The organism is Haliea sp. (genome assembly GCF_040221975.1).
Lineage (GTDB): Bacteria > Pseudomonadota > Gammaproteobacteria > Pseudomonadales > Halieaceae > Haliea.
In genome coordinates this window covers 85,034-109,348 of sequence record NZ_JAVJWR010000015.1, presented here as the reverse complement: position 1 = coordinate 109,348, position 24,315 = coordinate 85,034, and the positions used below count along the sequence as shown (strand labels likewise).

General features: G+C 63.5%; 19 protein-coding genes. 4 read left to right on the top strand and 15 right to left on the bottom strand.

The genetic code is table 11. The annotated features are described in order from the left end of the window. Positions 1-10 precede the first annotated feature (10 nt). Both abiEi and RLO07_RS05535 read left to right on the top strand, forming a co-directional pair. Positions 11-550, top strand: coding sequence for a type IV toxin-antitoxin system AbiEi family antitoxin (abiEi, locus tag RLO07_RS05540; protein ID WP_462291135.1), 540 nt, complete (start codon positions 11-13; stop codon positions 548-550). Continuing rightward, complete coding sequence (locus RLO07_RS05535) at positions 543-1,457, top strand: nucleotidyl transferase AbiEii/AbiGii toxin family protein (protein ID WP_462291134.1); 915 nt, start codon at positions 543-545, stop codon at positions 1,455-1,457. The genes abiEi and RLO07_RS05535 overlap by 8 nt, the downstream gene beginning before the upstream one ends. Here the strand turns inward: RLO07_RS05535 and RLO07_RS05530 are convergent, their stop codons facing one another. The 3 genes from RLO07_RS05530 to RLO07_RS05520 form a co-directional block, all read right to left on the bottom strand. Then, on the bottom strand, positions 1,458-3,494 hold the full coding sequence (locus RLO07_RS05530; protein ID WP_462291133.1) for a TonB-dependent receptor family protein: 2,037 nt from the start codon (positions 3,492-3,494) through the stop codon (positions 1,458-1,460). A gap of 108 nt (positions 3,495-3,602) precedes the next feature. After that, a complete protein-coding gene (locus tag RLO07_RS05525) occupies positions 3,603-5,771 on the bottom strand; it encodes a hypothetical protein (RefSeq protein ID WP_462291132.1) in 2,169 nt (722 codons plus the stop codon). A 63-nt stretch (positions 5,772-5,834) separates the two neighbouring features. Continuing rightward, positions 5,835-7,052 carry a serine hydrolase domain-containing protein gene (locus tag RLO07_RS05520; RefSeq protein WP_462291131.1) on the bottom strand — a complete coding sequence of 406 codons (1,218 nt, stop codon included), beginning with the start codon at positions 7,050-7,052 and terminating at the stop codon, positions 5,835-5,837. 158 nt (positions 7,053-7,210) lie between these two features. Between RLO07_RS05520 and gcvP the strand changes: the two genes are divergently transcribed. Then, the gene (gcvP, locus tag RLO07_RS05515; protein ID WP_462291130.1) at positions 7,211-10,102 is read left to right on the top strand and encodes an aminomethyl-transferring glycine dehydrogenase; all 2,892 of its coding nucleotides are present in this window, start codon (positions 7,211-7,213) and stop codon (positions 10,100-10,102) included. On the opposite strand, the gene RLO07_RS05510 is transcribed toward gcvP, so the two are convergent. The 3 genes from RLO07_RS05510 to RLO07_RS05500 form a co-directional block, all read right to left on the bottom strand. Then, on the bottom strand, positions 10,099-11,319 hold the full coding sequence (locus tag RLO07_RS05510; RefSeq protein WP_462291129.1) for a GGDEF domain-containing protein: 1,221 nt from the start codon (positions 11,317-11,319) through the stop codon (positions 10,099-10,101). The two genes, gcvP and RLO07_RS05510, sit on opposite strands and share 4 nt — an antisense overlap. A 31-nt stretch (positions 11,320-11,350) precedes the next feature. Then, a complete protein-coding gene (locus RLO07_RS05505) occupies positions 11,351-13,702 on the bottom strand; it encodes a TonB-dependent receptor (protein ID WP_462291128.1) in 2,352 nt (783 codons plus the stop codon). 113 nt (positions 13,703-13,815) lie between these two features. Continuing rightward, positions 13,816-14,349, bottom strand: coding sequence for a winged helix-turn-helix transcriptional regulator (locus tag RLO07_RS05500; protein WP_462291127.1), 534 nt, complete (start codon positions 14,347-14,349; stop codon positions 13,816-13,818). A 92-nt stretch (positions 14,350-14,441) separates the two neighbouring features. On the opposite strand from RLO07_RS05500, the gene RLO07_RS05495 reads away from it, so the two are divergent. Further along, the gene (locus RLO07_RS05495; RefSeq protein WP_462291126.1) at positions 14,442-15,650 is read left to right on the top strand and encodes a M24 family metallopeptidase; all 1,209 of its coding nucleotides are present in this window, start codon (positions 14,442-14,444) and stop codon (positions 15,648-15,650) included. On the opposite strand, the gene RLO07_RS05490 is transcribed toward RLO07_RS05495, so the two are convergent. The 9 genes from RLO07_RS05490 to RLO07_RS05450 form a co-directional block, all read right to left on the bottom strand. Next, positions 15,647-17,245, bottom strand: coding sequence for an isocitrate lyase (locus RLO07_RS05490; RefSeq protein ID WP_462291125.1), 1,599 nt, complete (start codon positions 17,243-17,245; stop codon positions 15,647-15,649). The genes RLO07_RS05495 and RLO07_RS05490 overlap by 4 nt on opposite strands. 105 nt (positions 17,246-17,350) lie before the next feature. After that, complete coding sequence (locus RLO07_RS05485) at positions 17,351-18,460, bottom strand: ABC-2 transporter permease (RefSeq protein ID WP_462291124.1); 1,110 nt, start codon at positions 18,458-18,460, stop codon at positions 17,351-17,353. After that, entirely contained in the window at positions 18,453-19,319 is an 867-nt protein-coding gene (locus RLO07_RS05480) for an ABC transporter ATP-binding protein (protein ID WP_462291123.1), read from the bottom strand. The genes RLO07_RS05485 and RLO07_RS05480 overlap by 8 nt, the downstream gene beginning before the upstream one ends. Beyond that, on the bottom strand, positions 19,316-19,681 hold the full coding sequence (locus RLO07_RS05475; RefSeq protein WP_462291122.1) for a GntR family transcriptional regulator: 366 nt from the start codon (positions 19,679-19,681) through the stop codon (positions 19,316-19,318). Before RLO07_RS05475 ends, RLO07_RS05480 begins: the two co-directional genes overlap by 4 nt. Positions 19,682-19,686: 5 nt before the next feature. Beyond that, a complete protein-coding gene (locus RLO07_RS05470) occupies positions 19,687-20,559 on the bottom strand; it encodes a GIN domain-containing protein (protein WP_462291121.1) in 873 nt (290 codons plus the stop codon). A gap of 80 nt (positions 20,560-20,639) precedes the next feature. After that, on the bottom strand, positions 20,640-21,011 hold the full coding sequence (locus RLO07_RS05465; protein ID WP_462291120.1) for a group III truncated hemoglobin: 372 nt from the start codon (positions 21,009-21,011) through the stop codon (positions 20,640-20,642). Positions 21,012-21,021: 10 nt separating this feature from the next. After that, entirely contained in the window at positions 21,022-22,437 is a 1,416-nt protein-coding gene (gene der, locus RLO07_RS05460; protein ID WP_462291119.1) for a ribosome biogenesis GTPase Der, read from the bottom strand. A gap of 5 nt (positions 22,438-22,442) precedes the next feature. Further along, on the bottom strand, positions 22,443-23,627 hold the full coding sequence (gene bamB, locus RLO07_RS05455; RefSeq protein WP_462291118.1) for an outer membrane protein assembly factor BamB: 1,185 nt from the start codon (positions 23,625-23,627) through the stop codon (positions 22,443-22,445). Further along, positions 23,624-24,298 (bottom strand): YfgM family protein, encoded by a 675-nt coding sequence (locus RLO07_RS05450; protein WP_462291117.1) that lies wholly within the window; start codon positions 24,296-24,298, stop codon positions 23,624-23,626. Before RLO07_RS05450 ends, bamB begins: the two co-directional genes overlap by 4 nt. Between the last annotated feature and the right edge of the window lie 17 nt (positions 24,299-24,315).

Genomic DNA, 24,315 nt, shown 5'->3' with positions numbered 1-24,315 from the left:
CACCTGAATCATGGACACCACAACCGCACTGAAACGACTGAATCTGTGGAACCAGCGGGGTCGCTTCGTATTTACCCGTGCGGACCTTGCCAAGATTTTCCATGAGGACAGTCCACGCGCCTTCAAGGCCGGTGTGCAGCGCCTGGTGGCAAACGAGATTCTGTTGCGTCCGGTGCGGGGAGTGTACGTCTATGCTTTGGGTAAGAGCGGGGGCAGCCATACCATCGAACATATTGCCAGAGCATTGCGCCGGGGCGAATACAACTATGTCAGCCTGGAGTCGGCCCTGAGTGAATACGGGGTGATCTCCCAGATTCCGGTAGACCGGCTCACCGTGATGACCACAGGGCGCAAAGGTGAGTATGCGACACCTTTTGGCACCATCGAGTTTACCCACACCAAGCGCAGGCCGGTTGATATTCTCCCCAGCATCCGGGATGTGGGCCGGCCCCTGAAGCTGGCAACCCCCGCCGCAGCCTGGCGCGACCTGAAAAGGGTTGGCAGAAACATCCACCTGGTAAATGAGCAGGAACTGGCAGCCCATGACTGAGCTCATCAACAAAGCGGATTTCGAGCGCCTGACCACGCTGGCCATGAACGAGCCTGGACGGGCGCACATGCGGCCGGTGATTCAAAAAGAGCTGTTACACTACGATATTCTCTACAGCCTGGACAATGCCGGCTTGCTGGATCAGTTGACCTTCCAGGGTGGCACATCGCTACGCCTTTGCCATGGCTCGCCACGCTTCAGCGAGGATCTCGATTTTGTTGGTGGCAGAGGCTTCAGCCGACAACAGCTTGAGCCGATCAAGGACTGCATTGAGCACTACATCAGTCAACGCTATGGGCTGAAGGTCACTGTCAAGGAACCCAAAGAACTGAAACACGAGCGTGAATACGCCGACCTGAAAATCGAAAAATGGCAGATTGCCGTCATTACAGCCCCACAACGCAAACACATCCCGCAACAGCGCATCAAGGTGGAGGTCGCCAACGTCGATGCCTATTCCCGCGAGCCAAGGGCGCTGCAGCTCAATTACACTTTTTTGCCCGACGGTTACGGCGACACGCTGGTGCTGACGGAAACCCTGGACGAGATCATGGCCGACAAGCTGGTGTCGCTGGTCAATACCACCGGTTATGTACGCAACCGTGACATCTGGGACTTGCGCTGGCTGAAGCAGCAGGGCGCACAATTACGGGTGGATTGGGTGGCCAACAAGGTTCGCGATTATCGCATTGATGACTACCCCGACAAACTGGCACGCATGGTGGAACGCCTGCCAGGGATCATCGACGGGGAAGTGTTTCAAAGGGAGATAGTGCGCTTTATTCCACAGGAAGTGGTTGAGCGCACCCTGAAGAAACCCAAATTCAATCAGTTTCTGGCCACGGAAGTGTCCGGTCTTCTGCAACAGGTGCAGATGTCACTCCAGCAAGGAAGCACCGTGGGTTGACTACAGCCTGTAGCGCAGGCCCAGCTCAAAGCTGCGCTCGGGGCCGACATAGATGCCCTGGCGCAGGCCGGTGATATAGCGCTTGTCGGCAATGTTCTTGACCGCGCCGAACAGGGTCAGCTGGCTACTCACCGTATACTGGGCCATGGCGTCGTAGAGGGTGTAGGACGGCATCAACCCACCCCAGATGCCACCGGCGGCACCCGTCGGAATGGTCTCCTGATTGCCCGGATCGCCGTATTGTTCCCCGCGATGGTGAGCGGTCAGCGCAGCACTCAATCTGCCATCGCTGTAGTTCAGGGACGCGTTCGCCAGGTATTCCGGCGCATAGGGCAGGCGATTGCCGCGGTTTTCACCGGAACGGAATTCCGACTCCGGCACCCAGGTGAAATTGGTATCGAGGCTGAACCCGCCGCCGAGCTCGTAGCCCAGCACCAGCTCCATGCCCTGGTGCAGGGTCTCGCCGGCATTGCTCTGGGACAGGTTGGGATCGCTGTTGCCGGTCACCACCTGGTTGTCGAAGTCCATGTAGAACGCCGCCACCTCATAGCTGAGCGCACCCCGCAGGCCGCGCACCCCGATTTCGTAGTTCACCGAGCGCTCGCCCTCGAGATCCTGGTCGGTGAGGCCGTCCAGTGCCACCCCGTTGGATGCCGGCGAAAAGGCCCGGTAAACACCGCCGTAGAGCTGCGCCGTGTCCGTCAATTCATAGGTCGCACCAACGCCGGGAAGGACTTCCGTGTTGGACGTATCAACAGATGCATTGTTGTCGGTCAGCACCCGCCGGGTCTGCTCATAGGATTCCACCCGCAGCCCAGGCGTCAGCGCCAGCCGGTCGCTCAGCTGCATGCGGTTCTGCACATAGGCGGCGATACTGTCCGCGGAATCAATGCGATGGCGATCATTGACCCCGGTGCGGTCAGCCGTGCGAGTCGCGCGTATGCGGGTATCGTCGGACTCTTCTTCCATGAACCGCAGGCCAAACTCCGCGTTGCTGGCGATCCCGAACAGCTCGTGTTCCAGGGTCAGGCGGGTCTCCACGCCATAGCGCTCGAAACTGCGGTTGTTGCCGGTGAGGCTGTCGGTATAGACCCAGCGCCCCGCCGCTTCGGAGGCATCCGTGTCGACGTTGTAGCGCCAGTAATCGCGGGAAACCTCACTCCAGTAGGCCAGGGTATTCAGGCTGGCGCGGTCATTGATGCGCCACTCGTGGTTGAGATCCAGGCCAGTGCGGTCCGTCAGAAAATAGTCATCCGGCGCCGGGTTGTAGTCGGCGCCCGCGCGGTAATCGTCCAGCAACAGGCCGCGGTAGGAAATGTTGGCATCGTTTTCGTGCCAGGAGAACTTCATCCCCACCGTGACCTCGCTGCCCAGGGCCATGCCGGCCTTGAGCATGATGTCACTCATGTCGTAGCCCTTGTCCATGAAGCCATCACTGCGGGCCCGGGTGGCAACGATACCGGCGAAGGCATCGCCGGATTCGCTGCGGGCTCCGGCCTCCAGGGTCGCCTCGCGGGCGTCGAAGGAACCGAGCCGGGCGGAGACGAGTACGCCGTCATCGGGGGTCTTGGTCTGGTAGTTGATCACACCGCCGATCGTCGAGGGCCCGTAACGCAGGGATGCGGAACCCTTGAGGACTTCAATGCGCTCAATGCGCTGGATGCGCGGATTGAAGTAGCGCTCGTTGCCGATGAACAGGCCCGGAGCCACCGGTACCCCGTCCTCCAGGATCAGGGACTTGGATTCACTGGCAGAGAGGCCGCGCAGGCCGATGTTGGCGACAATCGAGGTCTCTTCCTCGCTCTTGGTGTTGATGCCGGGCACCCGCCGCAGGGCATCTTCTGTCGACAGCGGCTGCAGCAGCTCTAGTTGCTCGCGGTCGATCAGGACCACGGAGCCGGTCTGACGCGATACCGCGTCCTCGTTCTTGCCGATGACCTCGATCACCGGCAGCGGCACCGGGCGCTCGCCCTGTGCGAAAACAGCAGCGGGCAGTAAGGCGGCGGCGACGGCGACCGCCATAAGTGTGCGTTGCATTTTGTATCCCCTCCCAATGGTGAACTTCATGTAGGGAGGGGATATTAGTGAGAAGTATTCGTATTTACAATGCTCAATGGGAATTATTTGCGTTTGTTGGCTCCCGGTTCAACCTCCCGGACTGTAGCCGTTGGTGGTACAGGGCAGCTCGGGGGCACAGGTATCCACGAACCGTCCCTCCCCGTCCGGGCGCAGGAAGGCTGATTTCTGCGCTTGTGCCGCGGGTTCACGCCGGGGCAGGCTGTGGGGATCATCGCCAAAGTCCGGCTCGAAGGGCGCTGTGTTGGTCACCGGCGGCGGCGCCGTGCCCCCTTCGAGGGCACCACCATCGACGGGGCCGTCGTCCCAGATCGTCAGCACCGACCCGGTGAACTCCCCCGTCGGCACCGGCTCCAGGGCGAAGTAGGGATTGCTGTCCGGGTGGCGGCCGGTCTCCACCGCGGGAATGCGCAGCCGGGCGCCGATGCTGCGGGCCATGAATTCCGCCGACCACATGCTGACCTGGTGATCACCGTAGGCCACCTGCAGCAGCACCGCATGTTGCGGGGTGTTGGGCAGCGGTTCGCGCTCGATATGGGTGACATAGCCGCTGGACTCGGCCCGGTCCCAGAGCATCTGGGCCATGGACAGCAGGAAGCTCTGATCCTTGATCGAGGGATAGCCGCCACCCCCGTCCCCGGTGCCGCTGCCGCTGAAGAAGGGGGTGAAGGCGTCGAAGTCGACACTGCGCCGGAGCAGGAAACTGTAGGACATGCCCGGTACCCCCAGCACACCCCGGGTCACATCCTGGATCACGCCCATCAGCGCGCCACCGAGGATGCCACCCTGGCTGTTGCCGTCGTAGAATACGCTGCTGTTGTCGAATACGGGCACCCCGCCGGCCCGGAACGCCGGATCAGCGACAAAGCCGGCGTCATTCTTGAGCAGGCGCGCCAGGAACATGAAGTTCAGCAGGCCCTGCTGCTGGCGGTCGAAAAAGGCCTGCATCAGGCTGAAGTCCTGCAGTACCTGGATTGCAAAGCCCACATCGGCACCGGCAAAGCCGGCCCATTCGGTAGCACAGAACATCATTTCGTGGTCCAGCGCCATGATGTCAACATTCTGGCGGGTGCCGCCGCGGACCTCGTTGACGCTGCCCAGCAGGCCGTGACCGTAGAGGGAAGGCCGGGCGACCGCCAGCGGCGGGGCATCAAAATCCTCCGCTACCGAACGCGGAATGCGACAGACAAAATTGGCGGCAAACAGGTTGTTGCCATTGAGCCGGTCGGGCAGACCGTCATTGGGCTCGGCGTAGTAAAAGGCCGAGCCCGGTGCACCATCCCCGGAGTCGAGGAAGTTGGGGACCTGGAAGGTACCCGCCACTTCCCGGGCGATCTGCTCGTCCTGGCCCTCGGCGCAGCCGGTCTCGTCGCAGGGGGCGAAGTCAATAATGCTGTCGATGTTGTACGTGGGCGCAGCCCCGCCGAGGTCGGCAAAGGCCTCATCGCGGATATGCAGGATGCGCTCGGTAATGTTGCGCACGCTGGCGACGGTGAAATCCCAGGCCAGGTACAACTCGTCGCGGGCGACGCCCGCCTCCTCCAGGGTCCCGAACAGGGCATCCATGTCGGGGCGACGGGCTTCGATGGCATCGTTGTCGGTGATGGTGGCGTCGCGGAAGGCGCGGAATACTTCGGGTGCCTCAATCAGCTCCCCCTCGGCATCGCGCAGATTGCGCAGGGCGACGATATAACGCTCGCCGCGCTCGAACTGGTCCATGGGCCGGATGATCAGGGTCTGCTCGGCCGGGTCGTCGGTGTTGGCGTCCAGTTCCGCAAACACCAGGTGCTGCTCCCCGGTGCTGGCGCGAATCACCACCACCGGGGAGTCCGGCTGCAGGGACTGCGACAGGTCGGTGATGGGTGGCGCCCCGGTCTGTTCCAGGTCGACACCGGGCACCTGTGCCAGAATCATCTGCGAGGGGGAAAAACCGTCGTTGCGGTTCCACTCGGCAGGATCGACGCGCTCACCACGCTTGTTGGCGGGCATCGACTCCCGGTTCAGGTTGACCCGTCTGCCGGTGTCCAGCGCTTCGTCGGCAACGGTGAAGACATCGCTGGGCCAGGGGAACATGCAGTTGTCCGCGTCCAGCATTTCGCAGCGATCCGCATTCGGGGTGGCGATGCTGATCGGGGGCGGCGGCGGTTCCGGCACCACCGGCGGCGCATCACTGCTGTCGGAACAGGCTGCCAGCAGTGTGACCAGCGTCAGCGCGGAAACGGTGCGAAGAGGACTCATGCAAACCTCCGGGATACGATTATTGTTATCAGACCTCCCGGAGCCTAGCGCAGCGCCCCCTGCTCAGTCCAGTGCGGCATATACCAGCGCTTCCAGCTGACCGCGCAGGTTGAAAGTACTGGAGGGCATCAACTGGGTCATGAAGATCACCACCAGCTCTTCCGCCGGATCCACCCAGAACAGCGTGCTGGCGAGACCGCCCCAGAAAAAGCTGCCGTGGGAGGCGGGATTGCCGTTCTTCACCGGGTCGATCTTGCTGGCGAAACCGAGCCCGAAACCGACCCCCTCGTACTGGGTTTCGCTGAAATTGCCCATGGCGATGGCAGACAGGTCCACACCCCCGGGCAGGTGGTTGGCGGTCATGTATTCCAGGGTGCGGGAGCCGATCACCCGCTGCCCGTCCAGGCTGCCCCCCGCCAGCAGCATCTGGCAGAAGCGGTAGTAGTCGGGCACCGTGGACAGCAGGCCGCCGCCACCGGACCAGAACTCCCGGTCGCGGAACTGGCTGTCCTGGCCGTCGTCATTCAGGACCAGTTTCTTGGCCGCATCGCGCTCGTAGCAGGAAGCGAGCCGGTCAACTTTGTCCGGAGTGATGTTGAACGCGGTGTCCAACATGCCGAGGGGCTCAAACAGGGTCTGCTGCAGGTAGCCGGGAAGGGACTGGCCGCTGATGACCTCGATCAGGTAGCCGACCACGTCCGTTGCCAGGGAGTAGTTCCAGCGGCTGCCCGGGGAGAATTCAAGCGGCAGTTGTGCCAGCTGGTCGACCATGTCCTGCAGCGTGTAACCCGGAACGGGATTGCCAACCTGCAGTTTGCGGTAGGCGTAGTCGAGATTGGTTTCCTTGAGGAAGTCGTAGGTCAGCCCGGACGTGTGGCGCAGCAGGTCGCGGATGGTCATGGGCCGCTCGCAGGGCACGGTTTCGAACAGCGGAAAGGCACCGGCCTTGCGCACTGCGAGTTGGCGCCAGGACGGGATGAAGCGATGTACCGGATCATCCAGCGCAAACAGGCCGCGTTCGAACAGGGTCATCAGCGCGACCGAGGTGATCGGCTTGCTCATGGAATAGATGCGGAAAATGGTGTCGGCGGTCATCGGCGTGCCGCGCTCGAGGTCGCGCTGGCCGGCGATGTCCAGCAGGCAGGCCTGGCCGTGCCGGGCCACCAGGGTGACGCTGCCGGGCAGCTTGCCCGGCTCGAGGTACTGCTGCCGCAAGTGCTCGCCAATACGCTCCAGTTGGCCGCTGTGGAGGCCCAGCGCCTCGGGTGTCACCAGTTCCATGTAGATTCCTCGTTACGGGTCAGGAGAGACAGCCCGGCAGTGTGCCAGAATGGTCAGAATGCGTACAGTTGATTGCCGCTGCGGGGCACGGCTGCTAACATTCGCGCCTGCCCGAGACCTGTCCCTGCCCAGCCCAAGCCAACGCCCCCGGAGCCCCCATGAAGCGCCCTTCCCTGTCGCAACTGGAACATCATCAGGAATTCATTGGCCGCCACATCGGGCCCACGCCGCAGCAGCAGGCGGAGATGGCGCGCACCCTGGGGTTCGACAGCCTTGATGCCCTGATCGATGCCACCGTGCCGGCGGGCATTCGCAACCAGCGACCCATGGACCTGGCGCCGGCGCAGACCGAGCAGGCGGTGATTGCGCGGCTGCAAGCCATCGCCGGCAAGAACCGGGTACTCAAATCCTACATCGGCACCGGCTACCACGACACCTACACCCCCGCCGTCATCCAGCGCAATGTGCTGGAAAACCCCGGCTGGTATACCGCCTACACGCCCTACCAGCCGGAAATTTCCCAGGGCCGGCTGGAAGCGCTGCTGACCTTTCAGCAGGTGATCATGGACCTGACCGGCATGGAGCTGGCCAACGCCTCCATGCTGGACGAAGGCACTGCCGCGGCGGAGGCCATGACCCTGCTGCAGCGGGTCAACAAGAAAAACCGCAGCAGCTGTTTCCTGGTCGCCGAGGACTGCCACCCGCAGACCATCGCCGTGGTCCGCACCCGTGCCGAGGCGCTGGATATCGAGGTGGTAGTGGGCGATCCCGAGCAGCTGGTGGGCAGCACCGAGGCCTTTGGTCTGCTGCTGCAGTACCCCGGCACCTGGGGCCACGTTCGCGACCTGCAGCCGCTGATTGCCCGCGCCCACGACGCCGGCACCCTGGTGACCGTGGCCGCCGACATCCTCTCTCTGCTGCTGCTGCAGTCGCCGGGCGCCCAGGGTGCCGATGTCGTGGTCGGCAATTCCCAGCGCTTTGGCGTGCCGATGGGTTTTGGCGGCCCGCACGCCGCTTTCTTTGCCACCCGCGACGCCTACAAGCGTTCCACGCCCGGGCGCATCATCGGCGTCTCCATCGACCGCCACGGCAACGAGGCCCTGCGCATGGCCATGCAGACGCGGGAACAGCATATTCGCCGGGAGAAGGCCACCAGCAACATCTGCACCGCCCAGGCCCTGCTCTCGATCATGGCCGCCTTCTATGCCATGTATCACGGTCCCAGCGGCCTGCGGCGTATCGCCGAGCGCGTGCAGCGCCTGACCGGGCTGCTGGCGGCAGGGCTGCAGGCGGCGGGTGTCCGGCCCCTGAACGCGCAGTTCTTCGACACCCTGACCCTGGATGTCGGCGGCGAGCAGGCGGCCATTGTCGAGCGCGCCCTGGCCGCGGGCATGAACCTGCGCATCATCGGCACCGGGCAGATTGGCATTGCCCTGGACGAAACCACCACGGCGGAAGACGTCGACCAGTTGCTGGCGGTGATCACCGGCAGCGCGACGACAGCCAGCTGTCGGGAACGGGACGACGCCGTGGAAGGTATTCCCGCCGCACTGCGACGCGAGGTGGACTACCTGCAGCATCCACTGTTCAGTGAATACCATTCCGAGACCGAAATGCTGCGCTACATGCGCCGGCTGGAGGACCGGGACATCGCCCTCAATCGTGCCATGATCCCACTCGGCAGCTGCACCATGAAGCTCAATGCCACCACGGAGATGCTGGCGATCACCTGGCCCGGGTTTGCCGGCATGCACCCGTTTGCGCCCGCAGAGCAGACCCAGGGCTACCAGCAGCTGCTGGCGGAGCTGGAGCACATGCTGCAGGAGTGCACCGGCTACGACGCCATTTCCCTGCAGCCCAATGCCGGTTCCCAGGGCGAGTACGCCGGCCTGCTGGCGATCCGCCGCTATCACGAAAGCCGCGGCGACCCGCAGCGCGACGTCTGCCTGATCCCCTCCTCCGCCCACGGCACCAACCCGGCGAGTGCTGCACTGGCCGGCATGCGGGTGGTCATTGTAGAGTGCGACAGCCTGGGCAACGTGGATCTGATGGACCTGGAAGCCAAGGCCGGGCAGCACAGCAACGAGCTGGCGGCGATCATGATCACCTACCCCTCTACCCACGGCGTATTCGAGGAAACCGTGGTGGACGTCTGTGACATCGTCCATCGCCACGGCGGCCAGGTCTATGTCGACGGCGCCAACCTCAATGCCCTCGTGGGACTGGCCTCGCCCGGCAGGTTCGGCGCCGATGTGTCGCACCTGAACCTGCACAAGACCTTCTGCATTCCCCACGGTGGCGGCGGTCCGGGCATGGGTCCGATCGGCGTCGGTGCCCACCTGCAACCGTTCCTGCCGACGCACCCGCTGGTGCCGCTGCCGGGCCTGGCGGAGAGCAACGACGTGGTCTCCGCCGCCCCCTGGGGCAGCGCCTCGATCCTGCCGATTTCCTGGGCCTACATCGCCCTGATGGGTGCCGAGGGCCTGACCCAGGCAACCCGGGTCGCCATCCTCAGCGCCAACTACATCGCCCACCGCCTCAAGGACCATTACCCGGTGCTCTACACCGGCCGCAACGGCACCGTGGCGCACGAGTGCATTGTCGACATCCGGCCCTTGAAGGACGCCAGCGGCATCAGCGAGGAGGACATCGCCAAGCGCCTGGTGGACTTCGGCTTCCACGCCCCGACCATGTCCTTCCCGGTGGCGGGCACGCTGATGATCGAGCCGACGGAATCGGAATCACTGGCGGAGCTGGATCGCTTCTGCGACGCCATGATCGTCATCCGCGAGGAAATCCGCGCGGTGCAGGAAGGCCGCCTGGATGCCGAGGACAATCCCCTGCGCAATGCGCCCCACACCCTGCTGGATGTTACCGCGGAACAGTGGGAGCACGGCTACAGCCGCGAGCAGGCCGCGTTCCCGGTTGCCTCCCTGCGCCGCAGCAAGTACTGGCCGCCGGTGAACCGGGTCGACAATGTGTATGGGGACAGGAACCTGGTGTGCTCCTGTCCGTCGATTGAGGCGTATCGGGAGCCGCCGGGGGTTTAGGGGCTGTGACTCAAGGGGAGGTTCATTACCACCCTGTTACGTCCCTGCTCCTTGCCCTGATAAAGCGCCCGATCCGCCAGCCTGACCATTCCTGAGATGGCATCGATTTCCTTGCCCGGGAAACTTGTCACCCCCAGTGTCATGCTGACGATCTCCGGTTTGCCGGGCTCGTAGGGCATGTGCTCATCCAGCAGCGCCTGTCGCATGCACTCGGCAATGGCAAATGCGCCGTCCGGGTCGGTATTCGGCAACACGGCAATAAACTCTTCGCCGCCAAAGCGGCCCACCATATCTGCCGGGCGCCGGGCAGAGCGCTTGATGGCACCAGCGGCCCGCTGCAGGCATTTGTCGCCCGCCTGGTGACCATTGACATCGTTGTAGCGTTTGAAGTTATCCACGTCGGCAATAATCAGCGACAAAACCTCCCCCGAGCGACGGGCGCGGAGAATTTCCTGCTTGAGGAAGTTCTCCGAGAAGCGGCGGTTGGCGATACCTGTCAGGTGATCGGTATTGGCCAGCAGCTTGTTGCGCTGTCCCAGGGCGGCGGCGCTGGCGGCAAACGCCCAAATCACCCAGGTAACAAACACACCGCTAGTCGCCAGTGCGATAAAGCGCCCGATAATTAGATTCTGCTCCGTCTGCGGGCTTGGGGGCACCACATCAAACAAGTGCAGCGTCAGCACCACGAGCAGGCCGAGGGCCGTTGCGAAAGCCGCAACCCAACCAGCCCGGGGCCCGATGAGGAGGAATGACAGAACGGGAATAACAGGAGCGAGCAGCACGATCGGGCCACCGAAGCCGCCGGTAGTAAAACTGCCGTAGACCATGCCCAGGCTCAATGCCAAGACAATGAAACGCGCGGCCACGCGGGAGGCGCCGCCCCTGGCCAGGTAGATGCCATTGCAGACACCAAGCAGCGTGATGATGATACCGCCAATTGGCAGGAAACCGCTGCCCGCGATAGACCACTTGAGCGCGCTCAGAATGACGACCAAAACAGTCACTACCAGGTTCGTCGTTCGCACCAGGCTGCGCCGATCTACCGCTAGCAGCACCGATTCGCCTGCGACTTTGTCCGAGCCTTCGGTACCTAGCACATCCGGGATCTTCGCTAGCCTGTATAGGCGCCATCCTAGCCGCTTTTCCCGATACAGGTCTATGCCAGACTGCGTCATTGTGGAAGTCGCGTTGGCCAGAACGGCAATGGAAGTTTGCAAGGCTCCCGGGGACCGGGAGCCTTCTTCATGATCAGAAGAACTTGCGCACGGTCACGCCGATCGTCCGCGGCTGGTTGTTGCGATAGGCCAGCCTGGCGCGGCCGCCGCGCTCGCGGTCGAAGGACAGCTGGGCATTCTCATCGGTCACGTTGTCCACGTAGAACACCGTCTCGAAGGTATCCCAGACAATCCCGGCCCGCAGGTTGACCTGCTCGTAGGCATCCAGCTCGAGGTCCACCGCCGTCACCTCGGCCCCGGTGGCGCCGCCGAAGGGCAGGCCGGAGACAAAGTTGCCGGCACCGGCCACCTGGTCACTGGGCTGGGTAAAGCGGTCGCCCACGTGCTGGACCATCGCCGTGACATACATCTCGTTAGAGCCAAAGGCATCGACCGGGAAGGTGTAGGTTGCCGAGGCCGCCATCTGGAACTCGGGCACTGATGCCAGACGATTGCCATCCTCAACACCACCCAGAACGTTGCCGTTGCTGTCGGTAACCGTGGAGTCAAACTCCGCCTCCAGCAGGCTGCCGGAGAAGGTCAGCATCAGCAGCTCCATGGGATAGGCCACCAGCTCCCATTCCACACCGAGCGTATGCGCCTCGGGCACGTTGAAGCTGATCCGCGAGGAGCAGGAACCGGCATCCAGGGTTACCTGCAGGTCTTCAATGTCGGTGTAGAACACCGCGGCGTTGAAGCGCACCTTGTCAAACTCGCTCTTCAGGCCGAGCTCGTAGTTCCACAGGGTCTCGTCGTCGTAGGCCTGGAAGGCGCCGAAAGTCTCCAGGTCGCCGGCATCGCAGAGGGGCACGTTCAACGGATCGTTGACCCCGCCGAGGCGGAAGCCCTGGGAAGCCTGGGCGTTGATGGTCATGTCGTCACTGACATCGTAGCTGACCAGCAGGCGCGGGTTGAAGCCATCCGAGGAGGTGGAATCCACCTGGTCGTCACCGTTGGAAAACAGGCCGCCGGTAGTGAAGCGGCGCTCTTCCTCGAAGTCGTAATAGCGGCCACCGAGGGTCAGGTTGAGGCGGTCGGTGATGTCGTAGCTCAGCTCGCCGAACAGGGCCACCTGTTCGATATCGTAGGGCAGGTCCGAATTGTAGGGCGAGTCGGGGCCGTAGCCGTTGCTCACCGCGGCAGCGGTACCGGCACCGAGCACGGCGTCGGTGACGGCATCATAGCCCGGGGTGGGCAGGCGCTGTGCGTACTCGCGCTCCACATCGGAGAAAAAGCCACCGACCACCCAATTGAACGGCCCGTCGGCGTTGGACGCCAGGCGCAGCTCATGGGTGGTTTGCTGGAGGTCGGTGGTGTCGCGCAGGTTCGAGGGAATCAATACCGCTGCCTCGGGAAAACCGAGGTCCACCGACACTGACCCGGTCAGGGCGCTGGCGTCGCGACTGGCGAGGATTTCCCGGTCCACATAGCTGCCGGCATAGGTTACGTCGACGTTATCCAGGCTCCAGTTGACCACCAGGTCGGCGATCATGGTGTCGTCTTCAAAGGCCTCGTCGAGGCGCAGGTACTGCTGGCGCTCGCCCAGTCGCACCGGTGGGCGGGTGGTGGTGAAGGGGTTGGCAAACAGGTTGTAGACTTCCTCGCGGTTGAAGCCGTCGGTCTCGATGCTCTGAAAGACAATCCGCGGGGTGATGGTGAGGGTGTCGGTCGGCTGCAGGGCCAGGGTGATGCGGCCACCGTAGCGGCCACCGCTGTTGACGTCCTCCTTGAAGTTGCCGTCTTCGCGCAGGGCGTCGATCCAGCCACCGTATTCCGTGGCGTAGCCGACAATGCGCAGGGCCGCCTTGTCATTCATCGGAATGTTCAGCATGCCCTTGAAGTGGCCGCCGACATCGCCGTCTTCCACGGTGTTCAGGTTGGCTTCCACCGAGCCGGTGAACTCCTCGAAGTCGGGCTGGTTGGTAATGAAGCGAATGGTGCCGCCCACGGAGCCGGAGCCAAACAGGGTGCCCTGGGGGCCGCGCAGGGTCTCGACGCGGTTCAGGTCATACAGGTCCAGGTCCGGGGTGAACAGGGACAGGGAAATAACGGTCTCGTCCAGGTACACGCCCACCTGCTCCTTGACTCCGGGCTGGTCGCGCACCACCTGGCCGGCGGATACGCCGCGGATGGAGACCTGGCTCTGGCCCGGCCCCAGGTTCTGGATGGCAAGGCCGGCGACGTTGCGCGACAGCTCTTCCAGATTGGTGGCGCCGGTGCGGCGGATGTCCGCCTCGGACTGGGCATTGATGGAGAAGGGCAGGTCCTGGGCCGACGCCTCGCGCTTGGTCGCGGTCACCAGCACTTCTTCGAGCTGCGCATACGAAACTGACGGCACCAGGGCGACAACCGCTGCCGCGAGGATGGTTTTTCTGAAGTGTGTCATTGCGGGATCCCTCGAGGGTTGTTGTTGTAGTTCCCGCAGTCTACCCCCTCGAGGGCAAAGTTAAAGTTCCTGCCAATGTTACTTTTTCATACAAATCAGCTGCGACAGACTGTCTACTCCGGCGGTCGCGAGCGGCCGATGAGGGCCGGTATGGAGAGATTTTTCTCGCCGGCACGTCCAAGCTCCCGGGCCAAGGCCTCGAGCGGCGGCCCCGCCCGCGGGGTGACCCCTTCCGGGCGCAGGGGTTCGCCGCACTCGCTGCAGGCCAGCACCGGCCGCGTCAGCTTGCCGCAACCGCGATGCACGTATTCCAGCGGCACACCCTCGTCGCCGGCCATCCAGTCGTCGCCCCAGCGCGCCAGGCTCATCAGCACCGGATACAGCCCCAGGCCCTTGCGCGTGAGGCGGTACTCATGGCGCAGGGGGCGCTCGCAGTAAGGCACCTTGACCAGCACGCCCTGCTCCACCAGCTTGCCCAGGCGCTCCGACAGCCGGTGCCGGGTGATACCGAGATTGTGCTGAAACTGCTCGAAGCGCCGGGTACCCAGGAAGGCATCGCGCAGAATGAGCAGCGTCCAGCGCTCACCGACCACCGACAACGCGCGCGCTACCGAACACAGTTGCTGATCAATATTTGTCCACCGCATCCCGCTTTCCCCCTGCAGCCCCTGCAGTTATCATCCCGCTTTACCGGCGTTCAGCATAAACGACCGCCACCCCAACGCCAACGAGGACTCCCATGACCCAGGGCATAGGCGGCTCCAACGCCGCAACCGAACTGGCCCGCCTGCAGGACATGACTGCCGGCGCCGCGACCATCGACGACAGCGAATTCGCCGCGCGCCTGACCCGGGCCCAGGCCCTGATGCGTGCCAACGGGCTGGACGCGCTGTATCTGAACGCCGGCACCAATCTCTACTATTTCACCGGTACCCGCTGGTCCGCCAGCGAGCGCCTGGTGGGCGCACTGATACCGGCCAACGGCGACCCGGTGTACCTCGCCCCGGCCTTCGAACTCGGCACCCTGCAGGGTTTCCTGCGGGTTCCCGGCGAGGTGCACTGCTGGGAAGAGCACGAAAGTCCCTACCGGCTCTGCGCCCGGCTGCTGGCAGACTTCGGTGCCCGCGAAATCGGGGTAGACGAGTCCACGCCTTTCTTTATCGCCGACGGCCTGCAGCAGGCGTCTCCGGACTGTCGCTTCCGCAGCGCCACCCCGGTCACCGCCGGCTGCCGGATGCACAAGTCCGCCGCCGAGCTGGCCCTGATGCAGCGCGCCAAGGACATGACCCTGGAGGTGCACCGGGCAACCGCGCGCATTTTGCGTCCCGGCATCAGCACCACCGAGGTGAGTGCGTTCATCGATGCCGCCCACCGCCAGGTCGGCGCCCCGGCGGGTTCGTATTTCTGCATCGTCCTGTTCGGCCCCGACAGCGCTTTTCCCCACGGCGTGGCCCAGCCCAAGACCCTCGACGAGGGCGACATGGTACTGATCGACACCGGCTGTCAGTTGCACGGCTACATTTCGGATATTACCCGCAGCTATGTCTTCGGCGCGCCGAGCGCTCGGCAGCGCGAGATCTGGGACCTGGAGAAGGCGGCGCAGCAGGCGGCCTTCTCCGCAGCACAGATCGGCGCGACCTGCGGCAGTGTCGACGACGCCGCCCGCGCCGTGCTGACCGCAGGCGGTCTCGGCCCCGACTACGCCCTGCCCGGCCTGCCCCACCGCACCGGCCACGGCATCGGCCTTGACATCCACGAGTGGCCCTACCTGGTGCGCGGCAACGACACCCCGCTGGCGCCCGGCATGTGTTTCAGCAACGAACCCATGATCTGCGTGCCCGGCGCTTTCGGCGTGCGCCACGAAGACCACTTCTACCTGACCGAAAAAGGGCCGCGCTGGTTTACCCAGCCGGCCCATTCGGTGGATGACCCTTTCGGCGGCGTTTAGCCGAACTGGTTCATGGTGTTGTCCTTGCCGCCGGCCTTGAGCGCGCCTTCCCCGGCAAAGTACTCCTTGTGGTCGTCGCCCATGTTGGAGCCGGCCATGTCCTGGTGCTTGACGCAGGCGATACCCTCGCGAATCTCCTTGCGCTGCACGCCCTGCACATAGGCCAGCATGCCCTCCTCGCCAAAGTAGCCCCTGGCCAGGTTGTCCGTGGACAGGGCCGCGGTGTGGTAGGTCGGCAGGGTGATGAGGTGGTGGAAAATTCCCGCATCGCGCGACGCATCCGCCTGGAAAGTCTGGATCCAGCGGTCGGCTTCCACGCCCAGCTCGGAGCCATCGTAGTCCACGCTCATCAGCTTGTCGCGGTCGTAAGCCGAGAGGTCGCGACCTTCCTTGCTCCAGGCATCGAACACCTGCTGGCGGAAGTTCAGGGTCCAGTTGAAGGACGGTGAATTGTTGTAGACCAGCTTGGCGTTGGGGATGACCTTGCGGATCTCGTCCACCATGGCGCCGATCTGGCCAATGTGGGGCTTTTCGGTTTCGATCCACAGCAGGTCGGCGCCGTGCTGCAGGCTGGTGATGGAATCCAGTACACAGCGGGCTTCGCCGGTGCCGTCCTTGAAACGGTAGAGGCCGTTGGCCAGGCGCACCGGGCGCACCAGCTTGCCGTCCTGCTTGATTACCACGTCGCCTTCGCGCACATCCTCGGCGCTTTTCACCACTTCAGTTTCCAGGAAAGCATTGTACATGTGAGCCAGGTCACCGGCATCACGGGAGACGGGGATCTTCTGGGTCAGGCCGGCACCCAGGGAATCGGTGCGGGCGACGATGACACCGTCGTCGACGCCAAGCTCGAGGAAAGCGTAGCGGATGGCGTTGATCTTGGCGAGGAAGTCCTCGTGGGGGACAGTCACCTTGCCGTCCTGGTGGCCGCACTGCTTGGCGTCGGACACCTGGTTTTCCACCTGGATCGCGCAGGCGCCCGCTTCGATCATTTTCTTCGCCAGCAGGTAGGTCGCTTCTTCGTTGCCGAAACCGGCGTCGATGTCGGCGATGATCGGCACCACGTGGGTCTCGTAGTTGTCGATGGCGTTGAGCACGGCCTTTTCCTTGACCTCGTCACCGGCTGCGCGGGCGGCGTCGAGATCGTGGAACAGGTGCCCCAGTTCGCGGGCATCCGCCTGCCGCAGGAAGGTGTAGAGTTCCTCGATCAGCCCCGGCACTGTGGTCTTTTCGTGCATGGACTGGTCTGGCAGCGGGCCGAATTCGCTGCGCAGGGCAGCGATCATCCACCCCGACAGGTACAGGTAGCGCTTGTTGGTGGTACCGTGGTGCTTCTTGATCGCCAACAGTTTCTGCTGGCCAATAAACCCGTGCCAGCAGCCCAGGGACTGGGTGTACTGGCTGCTGTCGGCGTCGTACTCGGCCATGTCCCGGCGCATGATGCCGGCAGTGTAGCGGGCAATATCGAGACCGGTGCGAAAGCGATTCTGGCGCTTCATGCGGGCCGCGTACTCGGGATTGATATTGTTCCAGGTACCATTCTGCGCGGCGCGCAGGGCGGCAAAGGATTCGACATCTTGCAGGTAATCTGACATGTGGGACCTCGACTGTTTCAGGACAGGTTGAGGCTATCTTAGAGAGCCTGGCACTATAATTGAAATAAATAGAAAATATTTTTACTATTCAGCACAAAAATAGTGTTAGATCTCCCAGCGATAGCGCCGCAGCCACACCGTCGCCGCCAGCAGCACGCCCGCCACCAGCAGCCCCAGCACCAGGCCCAGGTAATCGAGATTGGCCCAGTCGGGGCCAAACAGGTAGAAGCCCACGGCACTGCGACCGCTGTTGTAATGCGGCAGGTGGTTGGTGACCGCGGCGCCGAAATGGCTGCTGCCCAGCAGCATGGCTTCCAGCAGGACCAGGCCCAGCACCGGCACCAACGCCAGCAGGAAGGGTGAACGCCTGGCGGCCGCCGAGGCCAGCAACACCCAGGCATAAACCGGCATCACCCACAGCGCCGTCAGCACCCAGCCACCGAGTTGGTCCAGCAGCAGGCGCCCGAACTGGATGTTGCCCAATACCACCGCAAAAGGGTCCAGGTCCATGCGCAACACCAGCAGCATCGCCAGCAAAACCGTGGCCAGCTGCGCCAGCAGGGAGGCGGCGATGAAAATCGCCGGTGCCACCAGCAGGGCGACGGCGAGTTTGGCCAGCACCTCGTCCCGGGCGGAGACCGGCATCGAGCGCCAGAACAGAATGCTGCGATCCTTGCGGTCGGTGTACAGGCAGCCCAGCAGGTAGTTGAAGGTGACAAACACCAGTATAACCAGCATGAACACATGCACCCCGTGCAGCAGCGGGTTGAGGGTGTCTACCGGGGCTGCACCGTTGCCGTTGCTGTCCGGGGCGACCGGCGGCACCGGCGAAAAGGTCCAGTCCGAGGAGAAATCCCAGAGCTGCTCGTCCGCCAGTTCCGGCGCGGTCTCGACCTGGTAGTCGTCCCGCACCGGACCATCCGCCGCAGTGGAATCACTCCCGGTCTCGGTGACAATCTCCGTCACCCGCGTGCCGTTTCCATCGACGATCACGCCAATCTTGAGATTTAGACCGTCAACGGATTGTTCCTGCATTACTGCCTGCAGCATGACCTGACCCAGGTTGCTGAACTGGTTGGCTACCAGCACACCGGCGAGTATCAACACCGTCAATGCACCGGCCACCAGCAGCGGAGTCCAGCACAGGGAAACCCGGTATTCCTGCAACTCGCGCTGAATCAGGGTAAACCAGCGTGTCGCCACACGATCAGACATGGCTGTTGTCCTCCCCTACCTTGGCCACGAACAGGTCGGCCAGCGATGGCGTCCGCAGCTCGCCCAGGGGCTCCAGGGCATCGCGCCCTATGCCCTGGTAGATCAGGGCCTTGCCGCCAAGCAGGGATCGCTGGCCAATATGGGGAATGCTCTCCGCGCGGGCGACCGCCGGTCCCAGCGCGCGCAGCTCCACGTACTCCTCCTGCAACGCCGACATTGAGTCACTGAGGATCGCCCGGCCCCGGTTCATGAACAGGGCATGGGTGAGAATGTTCTCCACTTCCTCCACCTGGTGAGTCGAGATCACGATGGTGCGCTCTTCATCAAAATAGTCGTTCAGCAGCTGCTCGAAAAACTGCTTGCGAAACAGGATGTCGAGACCGAGTGTCGGCTCGTCGAGGATCAGCAGGCGGGCGTCAATCGCCATCACCAGTGCCAGGTGCAGCTGCACAGTCATGCCCTTGGAGAGCTCGGCGACACGCCGCTGGCGCCGCACTTCGGTGCCGTCCAGCAGAGTCTCGGCGTGGGCGCGGTCGAAGCGGGGATGGGTGCCGGCGACATAGTCCAGCAGCTGCTGCACGGTCATCCAGCGCGGCAGCACCGCGGTGTCGGCGATGAAACAGACCTGCTCCATGAGCCTGGCCTGCTCGCGCCGCGGATCCATGCCCAGCACCGAGAGTTCGCCCTCGCAGCGGGTCAGGCCCAGCAGGGACCGCAACAAGGTGGTCTTGCCAGCGCCGTTGGGACCGATCAGCCCCAACACCGTGCCCGGTTGCAGCTGCAGGTCCACACCCGCCACCGCCACCTGATCCCCGAAGCTGCGCTGCAGCCCACGGGCCGCAACAACTGCAGTTGTCATGACTCCTCCCCCTCTTGCAGCAGCCTTGCCGTCACGTCGCCCATATCCAGCCCCAGTGCCCGCACCCGCTCGGCGAATGCCGGGACTTCCTCGGTGTAAAAACGGTCCTGCTCATCTGCCGTCAGGGTCGCCCGGGCGCCGACCGTCACATACATGCCCAGCCCCCGTCGCTTCTCCAGCAGGCCGCTGTCGACCAGTTCCTGGTAGGCCTTACCCACGGTGAGATGGTTGATCTGGTAGTCGGTCGCCACCTGCCTGACCGAGGGCACGGCTGCACCCTCCGAAAACGTTCCATCCATGATTCTCTCCACCACCATATCGCGCAGTTGCCGGTAAATGGGCTGCTTGTCGTTCCACTCCACGTGCGCTACTTCCGCTGCAGGCGGCCGGAGCCGAAAAGTGTCTGGTCGATATCGGGATCGCCGCGATAGTGGATATCACCGCTGCCGATGATCGTCGCATCCAGCTCGCCGATCTCACCTATCCGCGCTGTACCCGAGCCGACGATATTGATTTCCGCCCGGTCGCTGTCAAGGCCGGCAAAATTGACTTCGCCGGAACCGACGATGCTGATTTCGGTGCTGCCGCTGCGGCTGCCGTTGTCACTGCTGATGTCACCCGAACCGTTAACCACTGCTTGCATGCGCTCCGTCACCACCGTTCCGAGGTGGATATCACCGGAGCCGGACAGGGACAGGTGCATTGCACCGGCATCTACCCTGGCGGCCTGAACATCACCACTGCCACGCATGTCGAAGCGGGCACTGTCGGTTGCGAGATTGTACAGGCGCACATCGCCGCTGCCATCGACGATGACCGTCAGTGCCGGCGTAGTGAAAGGACGCACGAAGACGTCCGCCGACCCCAGCAGCTGCAGCCGCGCCAGGGTTGGCAAAGTCAATTTGAACTGCACATCCCGGCCTCTGCTGCTGTCGGCCCCTGCGGGACGGCCCAGCACCAGGGTGCGCTCACGGACATGGAACGGCAGTGGTTCGAGGTCACCCGGACGCCCCCGCAGGAGCAGCTCTGGCTTCTCGCCCTGCCTGATCTCCACCTCGAAGCTGCCGTGCACCACGACCTCGTCCACATCCAGGCCTTCGACCCGTTGCACGCCTGCAGCCTCCGCCAGGGCCAACCGCGGCAACGCCAGCAGCAGCGCTGCCAGCACAAATACCGCCGCTACCCGGAGGATACCCTTGGGCCTCACCAGCAGGCCCCGGTGCTGTGTATAGAGGAACATCTCACTCGCCTCGTTGATATGGTGTTATACATAACTATAACACCTAAATCAGAGAGTGCAAGGTGTCGCTGGAAATTTTTTCAGGACAGGCTCTGCTGCATGTTGGCCGCGATGGTGGTAGCGAGCTGCTTGGCGCGGCTGGCGCGCTCGCCGCTGTAGTGTGCATCCACCGTGGCGGTAAAAAGTGTCAGCCAGCGCTGGAAATCCTCGGCTTGCAGGGGTCGCAAGCGATGCAGCCGGCGATGAATGTCCATGGTGTGGCGGTTATAGCCGCGCTCGCCCAGCAGCAGCTTGCACCAGTAGTCCTTGATGTGCGGCAGGTGTACCGCGAGATCGATCTGCGCCACATCGAGAAAAATGGGTGCCAGCTGCGGGTCTGCCAGCAACCTGGCGTAGAAGCGATCGACGAAGGCTTCGATATGGGCGCGGCTGTCGAGATCAGGCTTGGCCACGGCACATCCCTCAGCGCTTGTTTTTCTTCTCGTGCTTTTTCACGTGTGCCATCAGCCGCCGCTTGCGCTGGACCTGGCGCTGGGTAAGCTGGTTGCGCTTGCCCTCGAAAGGGTTTTCGGCGGTGCGGAACTCGATTCGCACCGGCGTACCGGTAAGCTTGAGCTCGCGCCGGAAGACCTTCTCCAGATAGCGCTGGTAACTGTTCGGGACGCTGGCTGTCTGGTTGCCGTGGATGATGATCAGCGGCGGATTCTGGCCACCGGGGTGGGCGTAGCGCAACTTGATGCGACGGCCGTTGATCATCGGCGGCGCATGGTCGAAAACGGCGCCCTCCAGAATGCGGGTCAGCTGGTTGGTATTGAGCTTGCGGGTGGCGGAACCGTGGGCGGCGAGAATCGACTTGTACAGCAGCCCGACCCCGGTACCGTGCAGCGCGGAGATAAAGTGGGTGTCGGCGTAGTCGGCAAAGATCAGGCGGCGGTTGAGCTCGGTCTTGATCCAGTCGCGCTGGTGCGGCTCGATCCCGTCCCACTTGTTTACCGCCAGCACCAGGCCGCGCCCGGCATCAATACAGTGTCCGAGCAGGTGCATGTCCTGGTCGACAATCCCCTCGTGCGCATCCATGACCAGCACCACCACGTGGGCGTCGTCAATGGCCTTGAGGGTTTTCACGATGGAGAACTTTTCCACGGTTTCGCGCACGTTCTTGCGCCGGCGCACGCCGGCGGTATCAATCAGCGTATAGCGCTGCCCGTCCCGCTCGTAATCGATGTAAATGCTGTCGCGGGTGGTGCCGGGCTGGTCGTAGACCACCACCCGCTCCTCGCCCAACAGGCGGTTGACCAGAGTGGACTTGCCAACGTTGGGGCGGCCCACAATGGCGACCCGGACACTGTCACGGTGATCAAAGTCCGCATGGGCGGTGGCTTCCGGCTCGGGAAAGGTCGCCAGCACGTCGTCGATCATCTGCCGCACACCGCGACCGTGGGAGGCGGCGACCGCGAACAGATGGTCGACACCGAGGGCGTAAAAGTCGCCCAGCGCGAGATCCTCGTTGAGGCCGTCGATCTTGTTCACAACCACGTGGAAGGACTTGTTGCGCTGGCGCAGGTGGCGCGCCAGGGCCTCGTCGGCGGCATTCAGGCCCTCCCGGGCATCCACCAGAAAGAGGACCGCATCCGCCTCCTCGATTGCCAGCAGGGACTGCCCCGCCATCTGCGCCTCGATGCCCTCTTCATCGCCGCTGATACCGCCGGTATCAATCGCGATGAACGGGCGCGAGCCGATCCGGGCCTCGCCGTACTTGCGATCCCGGGTCAGGCCAGAGAGATTTGCCACCAGCGCGTCGCGACTGCGGGTCAGCTGGTTGAACAGGGTCGATTTGCCCACATTGGGACGCCCGACCAGGGCAATCACCGGAATCATTGCATTTACCTGGTTGTGGCACTCAGCTCATAGGCTTGCAGCTTGCCACCGTTGCCATACACGTAAAGTATATTGCCATCGTTGAGCATATCGGCATTGATGCCCTTGCTGTCGGCACGAAAGCGGCCGACAAAACTGCCGTCCACCTGCGACAGGATATGAACGTAGCCCTCGAAATCCGGCACTGCAACATAACTGCTGGCCGTGACCGGGCGACCGAGGCCGCGCCAGGCGAGTGCATCCTGACTCCACCGTTGACCCTGGCCATTGCGGTGAAACGCGAACACCGTGCCATCCTCGTCAGCCACGTAGACATTGCCGAACCCCTGGGACACGCCGGACACGGAGGACAGCGGGCGCTCCCAGATCTTGCGCCCGCTACTGGCATCGATCGCAACGATGTTGCCCTGGTAGCTGGCGGCAAACAGTTCGTTGCCAACCAGCACCATGGTGCCATCCACGTCGACGATACGTTCGATCTCCGAGCGGCCCTGGGGGATCGCCACCCTGGCTTCCCATTCCACGGCACCTGTCGCGGCGCTGAACCCCACCACCCGGCCATTGGCGAAGCCCGCCACGACCAGGTTGTCGCGAAACAGGGGCGTGCTGGTGCCGCGGATGGTGAGTACCGGCATATTGCTGTCATAGGTCCAGAGGCGCTCGCCGGACTCGAAATCGAGACCGTGCAATTTGCCGTCATAGGTCTGCGCCACGACCACGCGACCATTGCCCTGGGGCGGTGCCAGCACCTCGCCGGTTACCCGGGCGGTCCAGCGGGTGTCGCCCGTGGCGGCGTCCAGGCGCAGTACGAAACCATCACTGCCACCGAGCAAGAGGCTGTCGTCGTAGAGGCCGACGCCACCGGAAACCGGCATCTCGAGATCACGGCTCCAGACCCGACGGCCGTTGCCACGGTCCAGCGCCTGCACTTTACCATCGGCGGAAGCGGCGTAGATCCGCTCGCCACCGATCACCGGCTCGATACGGTACAGGCCATCGCCCTGGCCCTTGCCCACTCCGGTGGACCAGAGGCGCTTCACCTTGACGGTCTCGTCGATATCCTGCAGTTCGACGGGCTGCCGCGGGTCCTCGTCATCGTCTATGGAAAACCAGCCTTTCATGGTGCTGCAGCCGCTCACGAGAACAGTCGACAGCAGCAGCGCGCCCCAGCGGACGGACGAGGTCATCATGCGCCCACCTCCCCGCCAGCTGCCGCCAGGCGCTGGATTTTCGCCTCCAGGGTCGCAATATTGAGCTGGCCCGGATACTGCTGCACGAGCGCCTGGGCCTCGCGATAGGCAGACAGGGCCTCGGCCTCGCGACCGGCCGTAGCCAGCACATCGCCGCGGGCCAGCGCCGATGCAGCGCGGAACTTGCCGCTGCCAGCGGGCGTCAGCAATTTCAGCGCCTGCTCGGTCTCCCCCTGCGCGGCCAGCACCCGTCCCAGCCGCAACTGTGCAACCATCGCGGTATCACTGCCACTGCCCGCCTCACTCAGCACCCAGCGCAGGTGCTCTTCCGCAGCGTCCAGATCGTTGCCGGCAACCGCCATGCGAGCCTGGTGCAGCGCGGCAAACCGGGCATAGGTCGTGCCACTGTATTCGCTGCGCAACTGGCTGGCGAGTCGCTCTGCGGCAGCATCGTTCACAACACCCTGCTCGGCCATGGATGCGGCCTCCAGCATCTGCTGGTAAAGGTCCGAGGCGCTATCGTTGCGCTGCGCCTCATAGCGCTGCCAGCCCTGCCAGCCGAAGGTGCCCGCGAGTACGACCACAATGACAAACAGGGTCGAGCGACCGTTCTCGTTCCACCAGCGGCGCAGTGCTTCAACCTGTTCTTCTTCTGTGCGATATGATTCCACTATCCGGTTTCCTTGAG